Here is a 17,506-nt window from a genome sequence, read left to right on the forward strand (position 1 = left end):
GAGACCAGACGTGACGACCCAGAGCCTGGTGCCGGGCGCGGTCAAGATCCTCGTGGCCGGCGGCTTCGGCGTCGGCAAGACCACCATGGTCGGCTCGGTCAGCGAGATCGAACCGCTCCAGACCGAGGAACGGATGACCCGCGCCAGCATCGGGGTCGACAGCCTCGACGGCGTCCAGGGCAAGTCGACGACCACCGTCGCGATGGACTTCGGCCGGATCACCGTCCGGCAGGACCTGGTGCTCTACCTGTTCGGCACCCCGGGACAGTTCCGGTTCTGGTTCATGTGGGACGACCTCGCCCTCGGCGCGCTCGGCGCGATCGTGCTGGCCGACACCCGCCGACTGGAATCCAGCTTCGCCGCCGTCGACTTCTTCGAGCAGCGCGGCATCCCGTTCGCCATCGGTGTCAACTGCTTCCACGGGCGGCGCGACTGCACCCCCGACGACGTCCGGCGCGCGCTCGACCTCGACCCGGGTGTGCCGGTCGTGCTCTGCGACGTCCGGGAACGCGCGTCCAGCAAGGAACTGCTGCTCGCCCTGCTCGACCGGGTCCACGAGGACGCGCTCACCTCACGGCGCTGAGACCTGCGCGGCGCGGGGGAGCAGGGCGTTCCGCTCCCCCGCGCCGCGCTCAGGCGCCGGACGGGGCGGCGGAAGCCGGCTCCAGGTCGTGGAGGGCACGGACCAGCGGCGCCAGTTCGGGGACGTCGGCGGCCCCGGTGAGCGTCGCCTCCAGCGTCGCGTCGTGCAACGGCCGCGCCGCCCCGAGCAGTTCGCGGCCCTGCGCGGTCAGCTCGGTGTAGATGCCGCGCCGGTCGTCCGCACACAGGTAGCGGCAGAGCAGCCCGCGTTCCTCCAGCCGGCTCACCAACCGGGTGGTGGCGCTGCTGCTCAGCGCCGCCGCGCGGGCCAGCTGCTGCATGCGCATGTGCCAGCCGTCCTGCCTCGACAGCGCCTCCAGCACCGTGTACTCGACCACGGAGAGGCGGTACTCGGCCTGCAGCGCCTTCTCCAGGGCCGAGTCGATCAGCCCGTGCAGCGCGGCGAGCGTGCGCCAGCCGCTGGCACGGATCTCGGCGGCGTCGTCCTGGATCCCCATGGCTCGCGTCTCCCTGCTCGGGTCATGTGCTCGTACGGTGCTGCGGCCCGCAGCCCCCCGGTGCGGCAGTCCTGCGGTGCGGCAGTCCTGTGGTGCGGCAGTCCTGCGGGGTCCTGCCCCGGGGGCCGGCCCCCTCCGGCAGGCCACCGACCGTTCGAACGTTCCGCTTCGTTCAAGTATGCCATTCGGCGCGGCATATCTGCTTGTGCAAATAGTTCTCCTTATGGCTGATTGCCGGGAACCTCCAGGGTCCAGGCGGTCGCGCAGAGTGCCGAGGCCAACTCCTCCTCGTACCAGGCCGCCGCCGACCAGGCGGCCGCGAAGGCCCTGTGGTCGTCCGTGACCACCCGGCCGAAGACATCGCGCGGCTGGTCCATCGCCGCCCCGAGCAGACCCTCCAGCAGCGATGCGCCGGTGGCCAGCCCCGCCGACCGCAACCGGGCCCGGTCGGCCTGCGCCGCCCCGGTGCCCAGTGCCAGCACCGCCCGGCCGCCGGTCACCGCCTGCTCCACCCGCCGGGACAGCAGGTGCACCGGCGTGGTCGGCGGGAGCGGCCCCGCCGGCAGGGCCGTCAGCGGCGAGGCCGCTTCCTGGGGCGGGAGGGTCAGGTCCGCCGTCTGGAGCCGCTCCAGGCCGAGATTGACCCGGCCGGCGCGATCGGCGGGCAGGGCGAGGGAAGGGGAGGAGGACGGGGGTCGGGCCTCCACGGGTCCGGCGTCGGTGGGTCCGGCGTCCGTGGGTCCGGCGTCCGTGGGTCCGACGTCCGTGTGTCGGGCGTCGGCAGGTCGGGTGGACGGGGGCTCGCCGACGGCCAGTAGGCTCAGCTCGGGACGGGCCGAGCGCTCCAGCCGGCCGATCACTCGCAGCCGCAGACCCGGGGCGGTCGCGAGCAGGGCGAGGTTGCCCCGGTGGGCGAGTCCCGGGTGGTCGTGCGCGGCGCGCAGCGCCACCACCGTTCCCCCGCAGTCCGCCAGCAGACTCGGCTCGCCGCCCGTCCCGTACGGGACCGCCCCGAGCAGCGTCACGTCCAGGAACAGGAGTTCTCCCCCGGCGGGCCGGACCTCAGGGGGCAGTGCGGCCGCGCCGAGCGCCCGCGCCACCTGGGCGGCCGGCGGCTCGGTCCAGAGCCGGGCCGCCGGCTCTGCCGTCCAGGCCGCCCCCGCCGCGCGCACCGCCCGGACCGAGGCGCCCGCCCCGAGCCGCCCGGCCGCCGACCTGGTCGCACCCTGCACGACCAGCCCGGCCCGGGTGAACTCGCGGTGGCTGAGCATCGCGTCGCCCAGCCGGACCGCGCGGTTGCCGGCGCCGACCGCCTGCGGCGCCGCCGCGGCCGCGTCGCTGTGCGGCATGATCTCGGCCATCGTGTGCAGGCCGCCGCCCGCGTCGACCGCCCAGGTGAGCACCCCCGCGTGGGTGGCCGTCAGCACCGGTTCGGAGAACAGTCCGTAGAGCCGCAACCCGCCCGCCGCCGCGTACGCCTGGCGGGCCGTCCCGCGCAGGGCCGCGACGCCCGGACCGGCGGTGTCCGCCGCCGCCGCGGCGGTCAGGGCCGCGCCGAGGCCGAGCAGCTCGCGCAGACCGGCCACCAGGTCGGCGAGCCGGTGGTCCGGCTCACCCGACCGGGCCGCCCGGATCCGGGTGACCACCGCCACCGCGGCGGCGGCCGGCCGGTGCAGCCCGGCCAGCCGGGCCCGGTGGGCCGCCCGCAACAGCTCCGCCTGGAGCACCGCGCCCGCACCGCCCACGCCAGCCGCGAGTGCGGCGGAGGCCACCCGGTGCAGTTGGTCGACGGCGGCGCGTTCGGCGGCGCCGAGCGTCCCGGCGGCCGCCACGGGCTCCGGCGGGCCGTCGGGGAGAGGGGCCGGGGCGGAGGTCCGGGCTCCGCTGTCGGCCACCTCCGGTTCAGCCCGGCCGGCCGGGTCGGCCTGGTCGACCGGGGGTTCGCCGTCGGCCAGCGGGCAGACCGTGACCGCGGCCGCCCGGTGCACGCACGCGGGCGCCAGCAGGCAGCCGCAGCGCACATCGCCGGACGTGGCGACCACCCCGCCCGGCGCGTGCAGGACGAGCTCCGTCTCCTCGTCGACCGCGATCCGCCAGTCCTCGCCCGTCCGTTCCACCGGCCGCTCGGCCAGTTTGGCGGCGGCCCCGTCCAGGCGCTTCTGCAGGCGCGCCGACAGCCCGGCCACCACCTCGGCGACCACCTCCGGTCGCACCGCCGGCCACGGCACCCGCGTCCCCGTCATGTCCTGCACCGTCTCCGTCATCGGACCTTCTCCCCCACCCAGCGGGCCAGTTCGAGCGGGCTGAGCGCCGCCACCGGCATCCCGGCCGCGACCAGTCGGCTCGCGATCGCCTTCGAGTACCGGGCCGTCCCGGTGTCGTCCAGTGCGGCGCAGCCCAGCAGGTGGCACCCGGAGTCGACCAGCGCCCGGGTCTGCGCGAGCAGCCCGCCCACCGGACCGCCCTCCTCGAAGTCGCTGACCACCGCGATCAGCGTGCGGGAGGGCACCGTCACCAGCTCCCGCGCGTACTTCAGCCCGGCGGCGATATGGGTACCGCCGCCGATCCGGACCTCGAGGAGCAGGCCGAGCGGATCCGTCACGCGGTCGGTCAGGTCGACCACCTCGGTCGAGAAGGCGACGAAGTGCGTGCTCAGCGAGGGCACCCCGGCCAGGATCGACGCGGTCAGCGCCGCCCAGACCGTCGACGACTCCATCGAGCCGGAGACGTCCACGACCAGGATCAGGCGCCAGTCGGACGCCTGCTTGGCCCGGGTCCGGAACACCGGGCGCTCGGGCACGATCACCATCCGGCCCGACTCGGTGCCGCCGTCGGTGCCGCCGGTACCGGTGCCGGCGGCGGTGCCGCTGCCACCCTCGACCCAGGGGGCCGCGGGGCGGGCGGTCGCCAGGTTGGCGCGGATGGTGCGGTGCAGGTCCAGGCCGCCGCCGGGGCGCCGGCTGGGCCTCGGCACGCTGATCCCGGTGAGGGCGGGGCGCAGCCTGGTCGCCAGCTCCCGGCTCAGCTCGTCGACCAGGCGCCGCACCAGCGGCCGCAGCGCGGCCAACCGGGCCTCGGGCAGACCGCCCGCGTGCTCCAGGACGGTGCGCAACAGGTCGACCGACGGCCGGACGGCACCCGGGTCGATCGCCTCCAGGGCATCGCCGCGCCCGTGCGCCACGGCCGCCGCCAGCACCTCCTCCCGGATGCCGGGTCCGAACAGGGCCGTCAGCTCCTCGGACCACTCGCGCACGCCCGGGTAGGGCGCCTCGCGGCCGCCCCGGTTGCCGCCCGCCCCGCCCCGGCCGTCCAGGCCGGGGCCGGAGCCCTCGCCCTGCCCGGTGCCGTAGAGCTCGTCCAGCGCGGCCGCGAGCCGCGAGGCACGGCCGCCGGGGCGGCCGCTGCCCGGGCGGCCGAGGAGCAGCCGCCAGCGCTCCGCCGCGCCGAGGGCGTGGGCGCCGGACGACTCGGGGGCGGGCTCGGGGGCGGCTGCGGGGACCGGTTCGGGTACGGGTGCCTCGTCGGCCCGGACCCTGTCGGTGCGGCGCGCCTCGGTGGGTGGTGCCTGGAGGGGTGGCGCCTGGACGGGTGGCGCCTCGGTGGGGGCCGGGAGGTCCGGTGGGAGCAGTCCCCGGCGGGCGAGCGCGGAACGGGCCGCGAGGTCGGCGCGGGACCAGTCCGCGAACAGGGCGGGCGGCACCTCCTCCGGCAGCGCGTCCAGCCGGGCTCCCAGCCGCTCCTCGACCAGGGTCAGCAGCCGGTCCCGGGCCGCCGGGCTGAGCGTGTCGAACCCGCCGCGCAGGGCGGGCAGCCGGTCCAGGAAGGCGCTGTCCGGGAGGGTGACGATCCGCTCCAGCAGCGGTTCGAGCACCTCGGGGGCGGTGGAGAGCAGTCCCTCGGCGGCCGTCAGCAGACCGACCAGCGACCGGCCCAGGGCGTGCCGGGCGTCGGGGCCGGTGGCGCCGTCGACCCAGGAGGCGGCCCGGTCCCCGAACACCACCGGGACCTCCTGCCGGAGCAGCACCCGCACCGCACCGGCCGCACCGCGCACCATCGGGCTTCCCCGGTCGGCGAGTTCGGCCAGCGCGTGGCGCAGTCGCAGGCCGCCGGAGAGGTCGGCCCGCCGGGCCAGCTCGACCAGCGCCCTGGCGTCGTCGGCCTCGTCCGATCCGCCCAGCCCCTCCAACTGCCGCACCGCCGCCACCGTCACCACCTCCGCGGCGGCTGCCACGGCCGTCAGGAAGGCGTCCCCGGAGCCGGTGGCGGCGGGGAGGTGGGGAGGGACGGCCACGGCGGAGGCACCGCCGGCGGCGGGGCGGTCCGCAGCGACGGACCCCGGGGCCGCCGGACGGCCGGTGCCGCCCGCCCCTGACGCGAGATCGGCGGAACCACCACCGAGGGCCGACGGCGGAGCCGCCGGGCCCGCGGCCGGGACCAGGTCCGTGCCAGGGCGGTCGGACGGCTCGGGCGGGGTGACGCCCTGCGGAGCGCCAGCGGTGAGCTCGGCGCGGCCGCCGTCGGCAGGGACCGGCACAGCACACGGCACACCCGGGCTTCCACCGGCGCGCAGGGACGGGAGGGCCGCCGCGGGGGCGGCCACGGCAACAGCGGCGCCCGGGACCGGGCCGCCGGCGAGGTCGACGGGGCCGGACGCTCCGGGTGCGGAGCCCCCGGCGGGGGCCGGCGGCGTGGCCGCCGCACCCGGGCGGTGGGTGGCGGCGAGGCGGTCCAGCAGGGCGAGGCCGTCGAGGAGTTCGGGCAGGGTGCCGCTCTCCGGAAGGACGGCCGTGAGCTGGGTGAGGCGGGTGGCGGTGAGGGCCGGCAGGCCGCAGGCATCGGCGTCGGCGAGGCCCCGGAGGACCTCGCGGGCGGTCGGGCCGTCGGCCTGCCGCTCCCGCCGCAGCCGCTCGCGCAGGGCGCCCTCGGCGGCCTGGGCCGGGGTGACGCCCTGGGTCCCGGCGACGGTGAGCATCGCGGCGACGGTCGGGGTCCAGCGGACCCGCCAGCGGGTGGTGAGGGTCTCCGTGCCGCCCGCGCCGGTCGACTCGACCGGTTCGGCGTACGGGACGCCGCAGGCCGTCAGCCGGTGGAGCAGGAGTTCGCGGCGGCGGTCGAGGGCCGAGCGGAGCGGGTCGAGGCGCAGCTCGCGCGGGGCGGGCTCGGCGGTGTCGCCGGGGCCGGGCAGGCCCAGCTCGGCGAGGAGCCGCTCCACCGCGGGGGCGAGGCCGCTGCGCGGGGCGGCCGGGGTGGGCGCGCCGGTACGGGTGCCGACCAGGACCCGTTCCAGTGCGCGGGCCACCGCCCGGCCCCGGCCGAGCGGTTCGCCCTGGGCGAGGGCGGTCTGGACGGCCTCGACCAGCTCGCCCCGGCCGGGCGCCGCGAGGCCGCGCAATCGGGCGAGGTCACCGGCGAGGCGGACGATCTCCCGGGCGTCGGCCGGGCCGGACGGGTGGTCCTGGCCGCGCAGGGCCTCGCAGATCCGCACGGCGGTGGTGATCAGCGCCTCGGCCAGCCGGTCCTGGTCCCCGGCGGCGTCGAGCACGGTGTGCTGCCACTCGGGGTCGCGGATGCCGGCCGGGTAGCCGGAGCGGGCGTCGAGCAGCGGGTAGGTGTAGGGGATCAGGGAGACGACGTGGCGGCCGGCCGGCACCCGGTCGGGGGCGAGGCCGGGGTCGGGGTCACGGCCTGGGTCGTCGCCGGGCCCGGGTGTCCCGGTGGCGGAGGCCGCGGCCGGGACGAGCGCGGGCGCGTGGAAGGCTCCGACGACGGCGGCGACCCGGCGGCCGCCCTCGGCCGCCTCCTCGATGCGCGCCCGCATCCAGGCCTCGCGCCGCAGGTCGTACGGGTCGACGCCGGTGGCGTCCCGGGCGTCGCGGCGCAGCGCCCAGCCGACCAGCAGCGCGGCGCGGCGGACGGCCTCCGGGGTGGAGCCTGGGGCGGCGGTCTCGACGAGGCGGTCCCAGAGGTCCTCGTCGTCCTCGCGGCCGGTGAGGCGGTTGCGGAGGGCGTCGGCGACACCGGGCCGGGGGACGCCCGGGCCGGCGGTGTCCCGGTCGGCGCGGCCGGCGTGGTCGCCGCGGCCGGTGTACCGGTCGCGGACGGCGAGGGGCAGGTCGCAGGCGATCGTCTCGACGCCGTGCCGGCGGGCCCAGCGCAGGGCGGCGAGTTCGGGCGAGAAGTCGGCGAACGGGTAGAACGCGAGCCCGGCGCCGTCGCCCGCGTCGGTCGCGTCGTCCGGGCGGTCGGCGGCGGGTGCGGCGGCGAGGGCGACCGGGGCGCGGGTGGCCTCGTCCGCGAGCAGGTCCAGCCAGGGCTGGAACTCGGCGGGCAGTTCGACCAGCAGGACGTCGGGCCGGGCGGCGTCCAGCAGCGCGGGCACGACGACGCTGAGCGAAGGCGCGTGGTGACGCACCCCGATCAGGTAGGGCCCGGGTGCGTCGAGGCCGGAGGCGGCCAGTCGGTCCGCCTCGGTCGCGACCGCCCCTCGCGGGTCGTCGTGGCCGAGGTCCGCCCCGCCGGGCGGCACCGCGCTGCTCATCTGTTCACCTCTCGGTGGAAGTTCGGGAACGGGGAGGGTGGGGTGGGGTGGTGGGCGAGGGAGTGTGCGGGGCCGGAGGCCGGCCCGCCGCCGTCGTGACGACGGGCCGGCCGGGCCTCAGTGGTCCAGGGCGGAGCGCAGCTCCCACAGGGTGCGCCAGGTGGCGGCGCCCTGTTCGGCACGGCGTCGGACCGGGCCGTCCCAGTAGCCGAGCAGCCGGGCGGCGTCGGCCGGGTCGTCCTTGCGCACGACGCCGATCAGCTGGCCGGGGAGCCGGCCGAGCAGGTCCCCGCCGTCGGGCAGGTACGCGGCGCCCACCCCGAGCGCGGTGGCCACCGACACCGCCTCGGCGGTGCTCATCACGGTGGACGGGCGTTCGACGTCCCAGCCCTCGGTGGAGCGGCCGGTCCGCAGGTCGCGGAAGGCCGTGACCAGGGCCTCCAGTACCGCGTCGTCGACCGCGAAGGCGGCCCCGGCGCGGGCGACGGCGGCGGTGGACTGGCGCCGGACCAGCTCGACCTCGGCCGCCAGGCTGCCGATCGGCCCGACCGTCTCGAAGTTGAACCGGCGCTTGAGCGCCGCGGACATCTCGCTGACCCCCTTGTCCCGCAGGTTGGCGGTGGCGATCAGGGTGAAGCCGGGGGCCGCGTGCAGTTGGCCGTCCGGGGTGCCGGCCAGCTCGGGGACGGCGATCCGCCGCTCGGAGAGCAGCGAGACCAGGGCGTCCTGGACCTCCGGGAGGCAGCGGGTGACCTCCTCGACCCGGGCGACCGCGCCGGTGCTCATCGCGCTGAGCACCGGGGAGGGCACCAGCGCCTCGCGGCTGGGGCCCTTGGCGAGCAGCAGGGCGTAGTTCCAGCCGTACTTGAGCTGGTCCTCGGTGGTGCCGGCGGTGCCCTGGACGGTGAGTGCGCTGGTGCCGCAGACGGCGGCGGCGAGGAGCTCGGACAGCATCGACTTGGCGGTGCCGGGCTCGCCGACGAGCAGCAGACCGCGCTCGCCGGCGAGGGTGACGACGCAGCGTTCGACGAGGGCCCGCTCGCCGACGAACTTCTGCTCGATCGCCAGGCTCCGGCGGCCCGCCTTGAGCTTCTCGCCGCCGCTGCCCATCACGAAGGTGACGACGGCGCGCGGGGTGAGCCGCCAGCCGGGCGGGCGCGGGCCGGAGTCGTGCGCGGCGAGGAACTCCAGTTCGGCGGCGAACCGCTCCTCCGGCGGCACGACCTGCCGGGCCGCGCTCTCAGCACCGGCGGTGGAGGTGTCGGCGGTGGAGGTACCCGTGGTGGTGGTCGTGGTCGTGGCGGTCATCGGCGGGCCTTCCTGCGCTTGCCGGTCCGGAGCTCTTCGAAGCCGGGGGCGTCCCCGTCGGTGACGCGCTGCCAGGCCCGGGCGAACAGCTCCGGGACGGCGGAGCGCGGCAGCACGTCGTGGTGGGTGGGGAGATCGTAGAGGGCGGCCTTCCAGGTCTCGACGGGCAGACCGGGCGCCTTGGCCTCCTGCCAGCCGCCGGGGAGGAAGAGGGTGCGCCCGGCGCGGGCCCGCTTGGCCTCCATGACCAGTCCGGAGGCGAGGAGTTCGGCGCGCGCCTTCTTCAGCCGGGCCGGCTTCCAGCCCGTCCAGCGCGCGACATTGCGGTCGGTCGGGTCGGGCAGGGCCAGCAGCTGGAGGTAGAGGACGGCGGCGTCCTCGCCGAGCTCGTGGGTCTTGGCGACCTCGGTGACCAGCTCGGGCACCGTGAGCAGCGGGTGGTGCGGCCAGACCTCGGCCCCCTCGGCCGGAGCACCGGCGGCACCCGCCGCACCGACAGCACCGGCGGTACCCGTGGCGTCGGGCAGCTCCGGCAGGGCGACCAGCCGGTCCAGCTCCCCGTCCAGGAGCGCCGTGAGCACCGTCCGCTGACGGGCCAGCCAGTAGCTGTCACCGAGACCGGCCAGCTGGTCCAGCGCCTGGTCCTGCGGCCCGTCGAGGCCGGCCGGGCGCCACCAGATCTGCTCCGCCTCGTCGTGGCCGGGCGACAGCACCAGGGCCTCGCCGACGCGGACCAGCCCGTCCGCGTCGGCACCGCCCTCGGCGGGCAGGCCGTAGCGGGCGCGCAGCACCGGGGACAGCGGTTCGCCCTTGCTGTTGCGGCGCAGGTCGTAGGCGAGCAGCAGCCCCGGGTCCGCCAGGCGGGTGCGCAGGGCCTGGACGGCGGGCCCGAGCGAGGCGCGCAGCGGGCTGTTCCACGGCAGCCGGTAGGCGAGCCAGGCGATCGCGTCGGCGGCCTCGGACAGGGTGCTGTAGTCGAGCACCGCGAGCGGGTCGTCGGCCTGCAGCACGGGTGTGGCCGACTCGCCCAGCGGGAGCACCCGTTGGCGGGTGGTGCGGCTCAGCCACGGGGTGGTGGCGTGGTTGAGGATCTCCTCGACCTTCTGGATCCTGGTGCCGCTGACGGTGGCCTGCTCGGCCTCGGGCAGGGTGACCAGCCGGCCGAGGCGGGCCGTCCAGTGCGCGGCACCGGCGGCGCTGTCGGGGCCGATGCTCCAGAGCTCCTCCGGGTCGGCGGGCAGCAGGGCGGCCCAGACCTCGCCGAGGACCTCGCGCTCGCAGCCGCGCAGCCAGTCGCGGGCGGCCTTGGACTCGCCGGACTTGAGGCCGTACTCCTTGAGTGCCTCGGGGGGCAGCGGCGCCCCGTACCAGTGGATCAGGGCCTCGGTGGGGCTGAACAGCAGCGTGGAGCGGACGGCGCCGATGCCGGTGCGCGCGCCGAAGTCGGCGGCGCGGTCGGCGCGGTGGGTCGTGGCACCGTGCTCGCGCAGCAGTCCGGTGAAGCGGGCGACCCAGGCCGCGTCGACGGTCTCCTCGGTGCGGCGCTCCTGGGCGGTGCCGAAGTGGGCCACCGCGCCGAAGGCGCCGCTCGGGTCGTGGTCGACGGCGAGCCAGTGCGCCTTGTCCTCGTGGTGGTGGCTGCAGCCGAGCACGACGACGGTGCGGTCGCCGTGCCGCCAGACCTGGCCGGCCCGGCGCTCGTGCTTGCCCTTGGGGGCGTTCGGGTCGGTGAGCGGCTCGGTGAGGACGACCTCGCGCAGGGTGTCGCCCCGGTCGGCGAGCAGCCCGGCGGTGAGCTCGGTGAGCAGCAGCCCGAGCGAGTGGCGCTGCTCGGCGGAGGTGAGCGGGGCGGCGGCCGCGTAGGCGAGGGTGCCGAGCCGGCCGAGCACCTGCAGCCAGCCGTGGTGGTTGTCGTCGCCGTGCAGCTCGATCCGGTGCCGGGTGCTCCAGCCGTCGCCCTCGGCCGCGGGGGGCTCGGCGAGGACGGCGGTGACGGCCCGGAGGTTGTTGAGGACCCGGTACTCGGGGCCGCGCTCCCAGGAGCGGCCGAAGCCGCCGACACCGGGCAGCAGCAGGGAGACGGCCTGGCCGAGCTCGTAGTCGGTGCCGTGCTCGGGCCGGTGGGCGTAGCCGGTGGCGGCGGAGCCGCCGGCGGTGCGGCCGTCGTCCTCGGGCTGCGGGACGTAGCGGGCGACCCGGTCCAGCAGGTCGGCCGCGGTGCGGGCGAGGCCGGTGACGCCGGCCAGCAGCAGCCGGTGGGTGACGCCGGGCAGGACGCCGGCGACGGCGTCGACCGGCAGCCGCTCCTCGGCCTTGCCACTGCTGACGACCGGACGGCGCACGCCCTGGACGGTGATCCAGCGCTGCTGGGCGGCGGGCACGGGCTCGGCGTCGGCCGGCCAGGCGGCGTCGACGAGCCGGGCGGCCAGCTCGCGGTCGACGGCGCGAAGCTCGGTCGAGCCGCGCTCGTCGCGCGGACGCAGGACGTGCCAGTGGGCGAGCGGCAGCACCAGGGCGGTGCCGGCGGCGGCGAGGCCGCCGGGGCGGCCGGGCTCGAAGTCGGCGGTGAAACCGGTCGGGTCCGCGGCGACGGTGCCCTCGGCCGGGGAGTCCGCGGTGGGCAGGCCGAGGGCGAGCTGCCGCCCGTTGCCGTCCTGGACCACCGGGTGGCCGCCGCCGGGAAGGGCGAGCCGGCCGAGCGGGTGCAGGAGGTGACTGCTCCGGGTGTTGTCCACGACGAGGGTGGTGCCGTCGGCGGTCACGGTGGTGACCCGGGTGCCGTCCTTGCGGAGCCAGCTGCCGAGCACGGTGCCGTCGGTGCCGAGCGGCGTGTCCTCGAGACCGGGCTGGAACGGCAGCAGCTGGGAGCGGCGGAGGTCGAGGCTGCCCGCCGCGGCGTTGGCGGCGATCCGCGGCGGCTCCGAGGCGCGGCCGACGGTGCCGGTGGCGGGGTCGATCTCCTCCAGGACGGCGACGCCGGCGCTCCGGTGGGCCCTCCAGTGGCCGGTGCCGTCGCCGAGGACACGGCCCTCGGCGGGCAGCACGGTGTCGCCGACGTGCAGCGGCCGGTGGCCGCCGGTGCGGCCGCCGCCGGGCAGCGGCAGGGTCGGGGTCTCGATGTCGCCGCCGCCGTAGTAGTGGGCGATCCGCTCGCCGCCGAGCTCGAAGGTGTCGGCGGGCCGGCCGGACCAGTAGGCCCGCTGCTTGCCCTCGTGGGCCCAGGCGACCAGGAGTTCGCCGTCGACGAAGCGGAAGCGGGGACGGTGCCAGGTGTCCAGTTTGTCGGGGATGCGCAGGGTGTGCTCGAGCACGATGCCCTGCGGGCCGGCCACCACGACCTGGTGGCCGCGGGCGAGCACGAGGTTCGGCCACGCCTCCTCCAGCAGCAGCCCCTCGGGGAGGTTGCGGCCGCTGCCGACGCCGGGGGTGTCCCCGGCCTCCACGCCGAGCCGGACGAGCGCCTCCTCCAGGGCGGGCCAGCCGAGTTCGTCGAGGATGCCGCCGCGCAGGGTGTCGGCGAGCAGCCCGGTCACGTCGAGGTCGGCGATCCGCCGGGCGGCGGCCGGGTTCTCGTCGCGGATGCCGGTGCGGTGGGCGCTCAGCTGGTGCAGGATCCCGCTGGCGCTCTCCAGGCCGCGGGCCGCCGCGAGCTCGTCGGCGCGGGCGTCGGACCACTCGACGAAGAGCTCGCGCAGGACCGGGCGGGCGGCGAGGCGGCGGCTGTCGACGGTGTCCCAGACGGGCGGGACGGCGGCTCGCAGCGCGGACCGGAAGCGCGGGTCGGCGGCGATCGCGGCGAGGGTGCGGCCGTCGGGGTCGGAGGCGCCGACCCAGTCCTGGAGGTGGAAGCTGTGGCCCTCGGCCGGGTCGGCGACCGGGACGCCCTCGGCGAGCAGCAGGTCGAGGAGTTCGAGCTGGGTGGCGCTGCGGCGCACCCCGGTGAAGAGGTCGACCGGCACGCCCTCGGCACGCAGCCGGTCGAACATCCGCCCGGCCAGTGCGACGGTCTCGGTGCTGAGGCCCTGGGTGCGCCAGCCGCGGCCGAGGTGGTTGGTCCAGCGCTGGAGCCAGGCGGCGGCCGGCTCGGCGGCCGCCGCGCCGTCGGCGAGGTCGGCGAGGTCGGCGGGCAGGTCGGTGAGCAGGCGCTCGGCGCCGCTCTCCGCCAGCACGGCGAGCCAGCCGGCGTCCTGCCGGGTGCGGTCGTCGTTGCCCGGCGGGTCGGGCATCAGCTCCAGCAGCCGGGCGCGCACGGCGGCGTCGCCCCGGCCGAGCTCGACGACGGCCTCGTGCCAGCTCTTCCAGAAGGTGCCGGGCGCGCGGTTCACGGCGGGTGAGGCGAGCAGTTCGAGCAGCAGGCCCCGCTCGTGCTCGTCCCGGTCCAGCCCGGCGGCCTTGAGCAGGGTGCGGGCGTCCTCGGCGACCCCGGCGTAGGGGGCCATGCCGGCCGCCGAGCGCTCGGTGCACAGCTGGCGGAACCGCTGCCAGGCGGTCAGCGGGTCGAGCCGGCCGCTCAGCTCCTTGACGTACTGGCGCAGCGCCTTGACCGTGAGGGCGCCGGCCAGCGCGAACTCCAGGAAGACGGCGCGCAGCCGCTCCTCGTCGACGGGGAGGCTGTGGGTGCGCTCGGCCTCGCGGGCCCGCCCGAAGAAGGTGCTCGCGTAGGTCTGGTTCTCCTGCTCGAGGAAGATCCGGCCGACCTGCTCGCAGAAGGTGGGCAGGAAGTGCGGGACGGCGCGGCCGAGCCGGCCGGCCAGCTCGTCGAAGCCGTCCTTGGCGTGGCCCGGCTTGGACTTGGCCTGGCGGGCGAGCCGCTCCATCTCCTTGACCAGGGCGAGCGCGTGGTGACCGTTGGCCGGGTCGTGCACGAGCGCCCAGGCGGGGAAGCCCAGTGCCTCCTGGCGGACCTGGCCGACCTCGACCGGCTCCTCGGCGGGGACGAGCCCGAGGAAGTCGACGGCGAGGTCCTCGGCGGGGCCGAGCGCGCCGGGCACCAGCCGGACGATCCGCCGGCCGTCGAGCGCGGGGTGGGCGTAGCCGCGGGCGGTGAGGACGTCGGCGGCGCTGTCGGGGCCGCCGGCGCCGGGCAGGGTGCCGGGGGCGAGGATCGCCCCGGAGTCCAGCAGCCGCTGGTGGCGGTCGGCTCCGCCGGGGGCACCCGTGGCGGTGCGGTCGGGCCCGGTGGTGGTGCTCATGCGGCTTCCTCCCCTTCGATCGTGCGGCCGGCGTACAGTGCGGCGGCCATCCGCATCCCCTCGGACCAGGCGACCGGTCCGACCTCGGCCAGCGGCAGGACCTTGCCGTCCGGGCCGGTCCAGCTCAGCGAGCCGGTCTCGCACTCGTCGTACTCGTAGTAGTCGCCGACCCAGACCCGCGCCTCCAGGGCCCGGCCGTCCTCGACCACGGGCAGCACGGCGTGCCCGCCGCGGACCCGGTGGCCGAGCCTGGTGCAGCGGCCGAGCAGGTCGCGCAGCGCGGCGTAGCGGCCGCCCGCGTAGGTGTCGACCTGGGTGCCGGTGACGTCCGCCGGCCGGTGCCAGACCTCCCGGTACAGCTGCTGGACCTGCTGGGAGACGCCGAGTTCGACGGCGAACTCGCGCAGCTCGTCCAGCTCCTCCAGCAGGACCGGGTGGGGTATCCGCAGCTCGCTGCCGGTGAGCCGGACGGTGTCCCCGTCGAGGTCGACCAGGCCGATGCCGCGCTCGGCGTCGGCCCCGCGCAGGAAGCCGGCCACGGCGCCGTCGGCCCCCGTGACCACGAGGTCGCGCAGCACCTCGCGCCACGCCTCGTCCGCCCAGACGGCGGTGACGACGGCGGCGGGCACCGGCAGCGAACGCACCATCCACCGCTCGGCGGTCTCCAGGCAGCCGCGCCGGTGCGCGTCCAGCCACTCGGTGAGCTGCCGGAGCCCGAGCACCACCGGATCGTCGTTCAGCTTCGGCGGGACGGCTTTCAGCTGACGGCCCGCCGCATTGCGGCAGACCACCTTGCCCTCCTCGTCGAAGGCGACGAAATAGCCGCCCGAACCCGTTTCAACCCACGCCACGGCCGCTCTCCTCCCAGCTGGTCGGTCAATTGGGAGGAACGTAACGGGACACACTGACAACGCGACGGGCAGGGAGGGGTACTGAACGGTAGGAAGCGGCGGATCCCCGGTCGAACCACGTTCAAACCGCTCGAACGGGTGGCCGAATGCGACCCTCCGTCACCCCCCGCTGACGTCCAGTCGCAGAATCCGGTCGTCGCCCGGCCGCGGCGAGCCCCGGCCGTCGGTGTTGTCGGTGACGAGGAGCAGGGTGCCGTCCCCGTCGGCCGCCACGGTGCGCAGACGGCCGTACTCGCCGCGGAGGAAGTCCTGCGGGGTGCCGACCGCCCCGGCGCCGTCCACCGGGACCCGCCAGAGCCGGGTACCGCGCAGCGCGGCCACCCACACGGCGCCGTCGGCGAAGGCGATCCCGCTCGGCGAGGCGTCGGCGGTGTGCCACTGGGCGACCGGGTCGGTGAAGCCCGCCCGTCCGGCGGTGCCCTCGACGGTGGGCCAGCCGCAGTTGCCGCCGGGGGTGATCAGGTTGAGCTCGTCCCAGGTGTCCTGGCCGAACTCCGAGGCCCAGAGCCGCCCCTGCGGGTCCCAGGCCAGCCCCTGGACGTTGCGGTGGCCGAGCGACCAGACCGGCGAGCCGGCGAACGGGTTGCCGGGCGCGGGGTCCCCGTCCCGGGTGAGACGGAGGATCTTGCCGCCGAGGGAGTCGCGGTCCTGGGCGAGCGAGCGGTTGTCGGCGTCGCCGGTGCCCGCGTAGAGGAAGCCGTCCGGACCGAACGCGATCCGCCCGCCGTTGTGCCTGGGTCCGTGCGGGATGCCGCTGAACAGCACCGCGGGGGCGCCGAGTTGGGATCCGGCGGGCTTGGAGGGGTCGAGGTCGAGCCGGACGATCCGGTTGTCCGAGCCGGTGGAGAGGTAGGCGTACACCCGGTGGTCGGTGGCGTGGTCGGGCGAGAGGGCGAGCCCGAGCAGGCCGCCCTCGCCGCCGGAGGTGACGCCCGGGACGGTACCGGCCACCGTCCTGCTGCCGTCCTTCGCCGAGACGCGCAGGATCCGGGCGCTGTCGCGCTCGGAGACCAGCAGGTCGCCCCCGGGCAGAACGGCAAGGCCCCAGGGGGACTTGAGGCCGTCGGCGACGGTGCCCCGGACGGCCACCGAGGCGGGCGCCGAGGGCGCCGACGCGGACGACGCGGGGGCCGACGAGGCGGGCGCGGAGGACGCCGGAGCGGCGGACGTGGCCGGGGAGGACGTGGGCACCTCGGACGCCGCGGAGGCCGTCGGATCCGAAGCGGTCGGCCCGGAGGCCGTCGGAACGGGGACGGAGGCCGCGGCGTCCGAGGACGACCCGCCGGCCCGGTCCGGGCCGGCGGCCGAGGAGCAGCCGACCGCGGCGGCCGGGCCGAGAGCGATGGCGACGAGCAGGGCGACGGTACGGCGGGGCATCGGTGACCCTCCCGGAAGGCGGCGCGGGCGCGGCGGCGCGGACGTCCGGCGGACGCCCGTCCAGCAGACCACACCGGCCCCGGCGCCCGCCCGGCAACCCGCCGCGCCGGTCCCGCAACCCCGCGCGCCCCCCGGTCCGTTCGGGGGCTCCCCCGGGCGGCCCGGTCAGGCCGCCTTCCGGCTCCCCGCACGCGGGACGATCACCGGCGCGCCGTCCCCGGGGGCCGCGAGCACATCGCTGTCGACGTCGTACAGCGCCCGCACCAGCGGCGCGTCCACCACCTCGCGCGGCGGACCGCAGGCGATCATCTCCCCGCCGCGCATCGCCACCACCAGGTCGGCGTAGCGGGCGGCCGCCGCGAGGTCGTGCAGCACCATGACGACGGTGCGCCCGCCCGCCGCGACCTCGCGCACCAGCTCCAGCACCTCGACGGCGTGGCCGAGGTCGAGGGCGCTGGTCGGCTCGTCGAGCAGGACCACCGGCGCGTCCTGGGCCAGCACCATGGCGAGCCAGCAGCGCTGCCGCTGCCCGCCGGAGAGCCGGTCGAGCCGGCGGTCGGCGAACTCCTCGACACCGGTCGCCCGCAGGGCCTCGCCGGTGAGCCGCTCGTCGTCGGCGGACCACTGCCGGAACAGACCCTGGTGCGGGTGGCGGCCGTAGCGGACCAGCCCCGCCACGGTGACCGCCTCCGGCGCCTGCGGGCTCTGCGGCAGCAGCGCGACCCGGTGGGCGGCCTGCCGCGGGCGCAGCTTCCAGACGTCCTCGCCGCCGACCAGCACCCGGCCGGAGTCGGGCCGGTGCAGCCGGGCGATCGCGCGCAGCAGGGTGGACTTGCCGCAGCCGTTCGGGCCGACGACGGCCACCACCTGCCCGCCGGGCACGGTGAGGTCGACGCCGCCGAGCACCGGGCGTCCGGGACCGTAGCCGGCCGTGAGGCCCTCGACCGTCAACTCCATGGCGGGTTCCTTCGATGGGAGAGCAGAAGGGGGACGGAACGGGGTGTCCGCCGCCCCCGGGAGCGGAACGGAGCGAGCGTCGCCCGGCCCTGTGAGCGGAACGGGCGTCGCCCGCCCCGGCGG

9 protein-coding genes are annotated in these 17,506 nt (G+C 77.1%); 1 reads left to right on the top strand and 8 read right to left on the bottom strand.

Annotation, left to right across the window (positions count from 1 at the left end):
* Positions 1–10: 10 nt before the first annotated feature.
* Entirely contained in the window at positions 11–583 is a 573-nt protein-coding gene (locus tag BLU95_RS10205) for a GTP-binding protein (protein WP_231978505.1), read from the top strand.
* 49 nt (positions 584–632) lie between these two features.
* Here BLU95_RS10205 and BLU95_RS10210 read toward each other — a convergent pair whose 3' ends face one another.
* The 8 genes from BLU95_RS10210 to BLU95_RS10245 all read right to left on the bottom strand — a co-directional run bounded on the left by BLU95_RS10210 (position 633) and on the right by BLU95_RS10245 (position 17,383).
* Positions 633–1,100 carry a MarR family winged helix-turn-helix transcriptional regulator gene (locus BLU95_RS10210; protein ID WP_093859727.1) on the bottom strand — a complete coding sequence of 156 codons (468 nt, stop codon included), beginning with the start codon at positions 1,098–1,100 and terminating at the stop codon, positions 633–635.
* A 221-nt stretch (positions 1,101–1,321) separates the two neighbouring features.
* Positions 1,322–3,364 carry a hypothetical protein gene (locus tag BLU95_RS45035; RefSeq protein WP_093859728.1) on the bottom strand — a complete coding sequence of 681 codons (2,043 nt, stop codon included), beginning with the start codon at positions 3,362–3,364 and terminating at the stop codon, positions 1,322–1,324.
* The gene (locus BLU95_RS10220) at positions 3,361–7,638 is read right to left on the bottom strand and encodes a DUF5682 family protein (RefSeq protein ID WP_231978506.1); all 4,278 of its coding nucleotides are present in this window, start codon (positions 7,636–7,638) and stop codon (positions 3,361–3,363) included. Before BLU95_RS10220 ends, BLU95_RS45035 begins: the two co-directional genes overlap by 4 nt.
* 117 nt (positions 7,639–7,755) lie before the next feature.
* Positions 7,756–8,946: an ATP-binding protein gene (locus BLU95_RS10225; RefSeq protein WP_093859729.1), complete on the bottom strand. Its 1,191-nt coding sequence runs from the start codon at positions 8,944–8,946 to the stop codon at positions 7,756–7,758.
* Positions 8,943–14,138, bottom strand: coding sequence for a hypothetical protein (locus BLU95_RS10230; RefSeq protein WP_093859730.1), 5,196 nt, complete (start codon positions 14,136–14,138; stop codon positions 8,943–8,945). Before BLU95_RS10230 ends, BLU95_RS10225 begins: the two co-directional genes overlap by 4 nt.
* The gene (locus tag BLU95_RS10235) at positions 14,135–14,989 is read right to left on the bottom strand and encodes a DUF4132 domain-containing protein (RefSeq protein ID WP_093859731.1); all 855 of its coding nucleotides are present in this window, start codon (positions 14,987–14,989) and stop codon (positions 14,135–14,137) included. The genes BLU95_RS10230 and BLU95_RS10235 overlap by 4 nt, the downstream gene beginning before the upstream one ends.
* 159 nt (positions 14,990–15,148) lie before the next feature.
* Positions 15,149–16,426, bottom strand: a complete 1,278-nt coding sequence (locus tag BLU95_RS10240; RefSeq protein ID WP_093859732.1) for a PQQ-dependent sugar dehydrogenase — start codon at positions 16,424–16,426, stop codon at positions 15,149–15,151.
* Between the two features lie 165 nt (positions 16,427–16,591).
* Positions 16,592–17,383 (bottom strand): ABC transporter ATP-binding protein, encoded by a 792-nt coding sequence (locus tag BLU95_RS10245; protein ID WP_093859733.1) that lies wholly within the window; start codon positions 17,381–17,383, stop codon positions 16,592–16,594.
* Between the last annotated feature and the right edge of the window lie 123 nt (positions 17,384–17,506).

This window comes from Streptomyces sp. TLI_053 (assembly GCF_900105395.1).
GTDB lineage: Bacteria > Actinomycetota > Actinomycetes > Streptomycetales > Streptomycetaceae > Kitasatospora.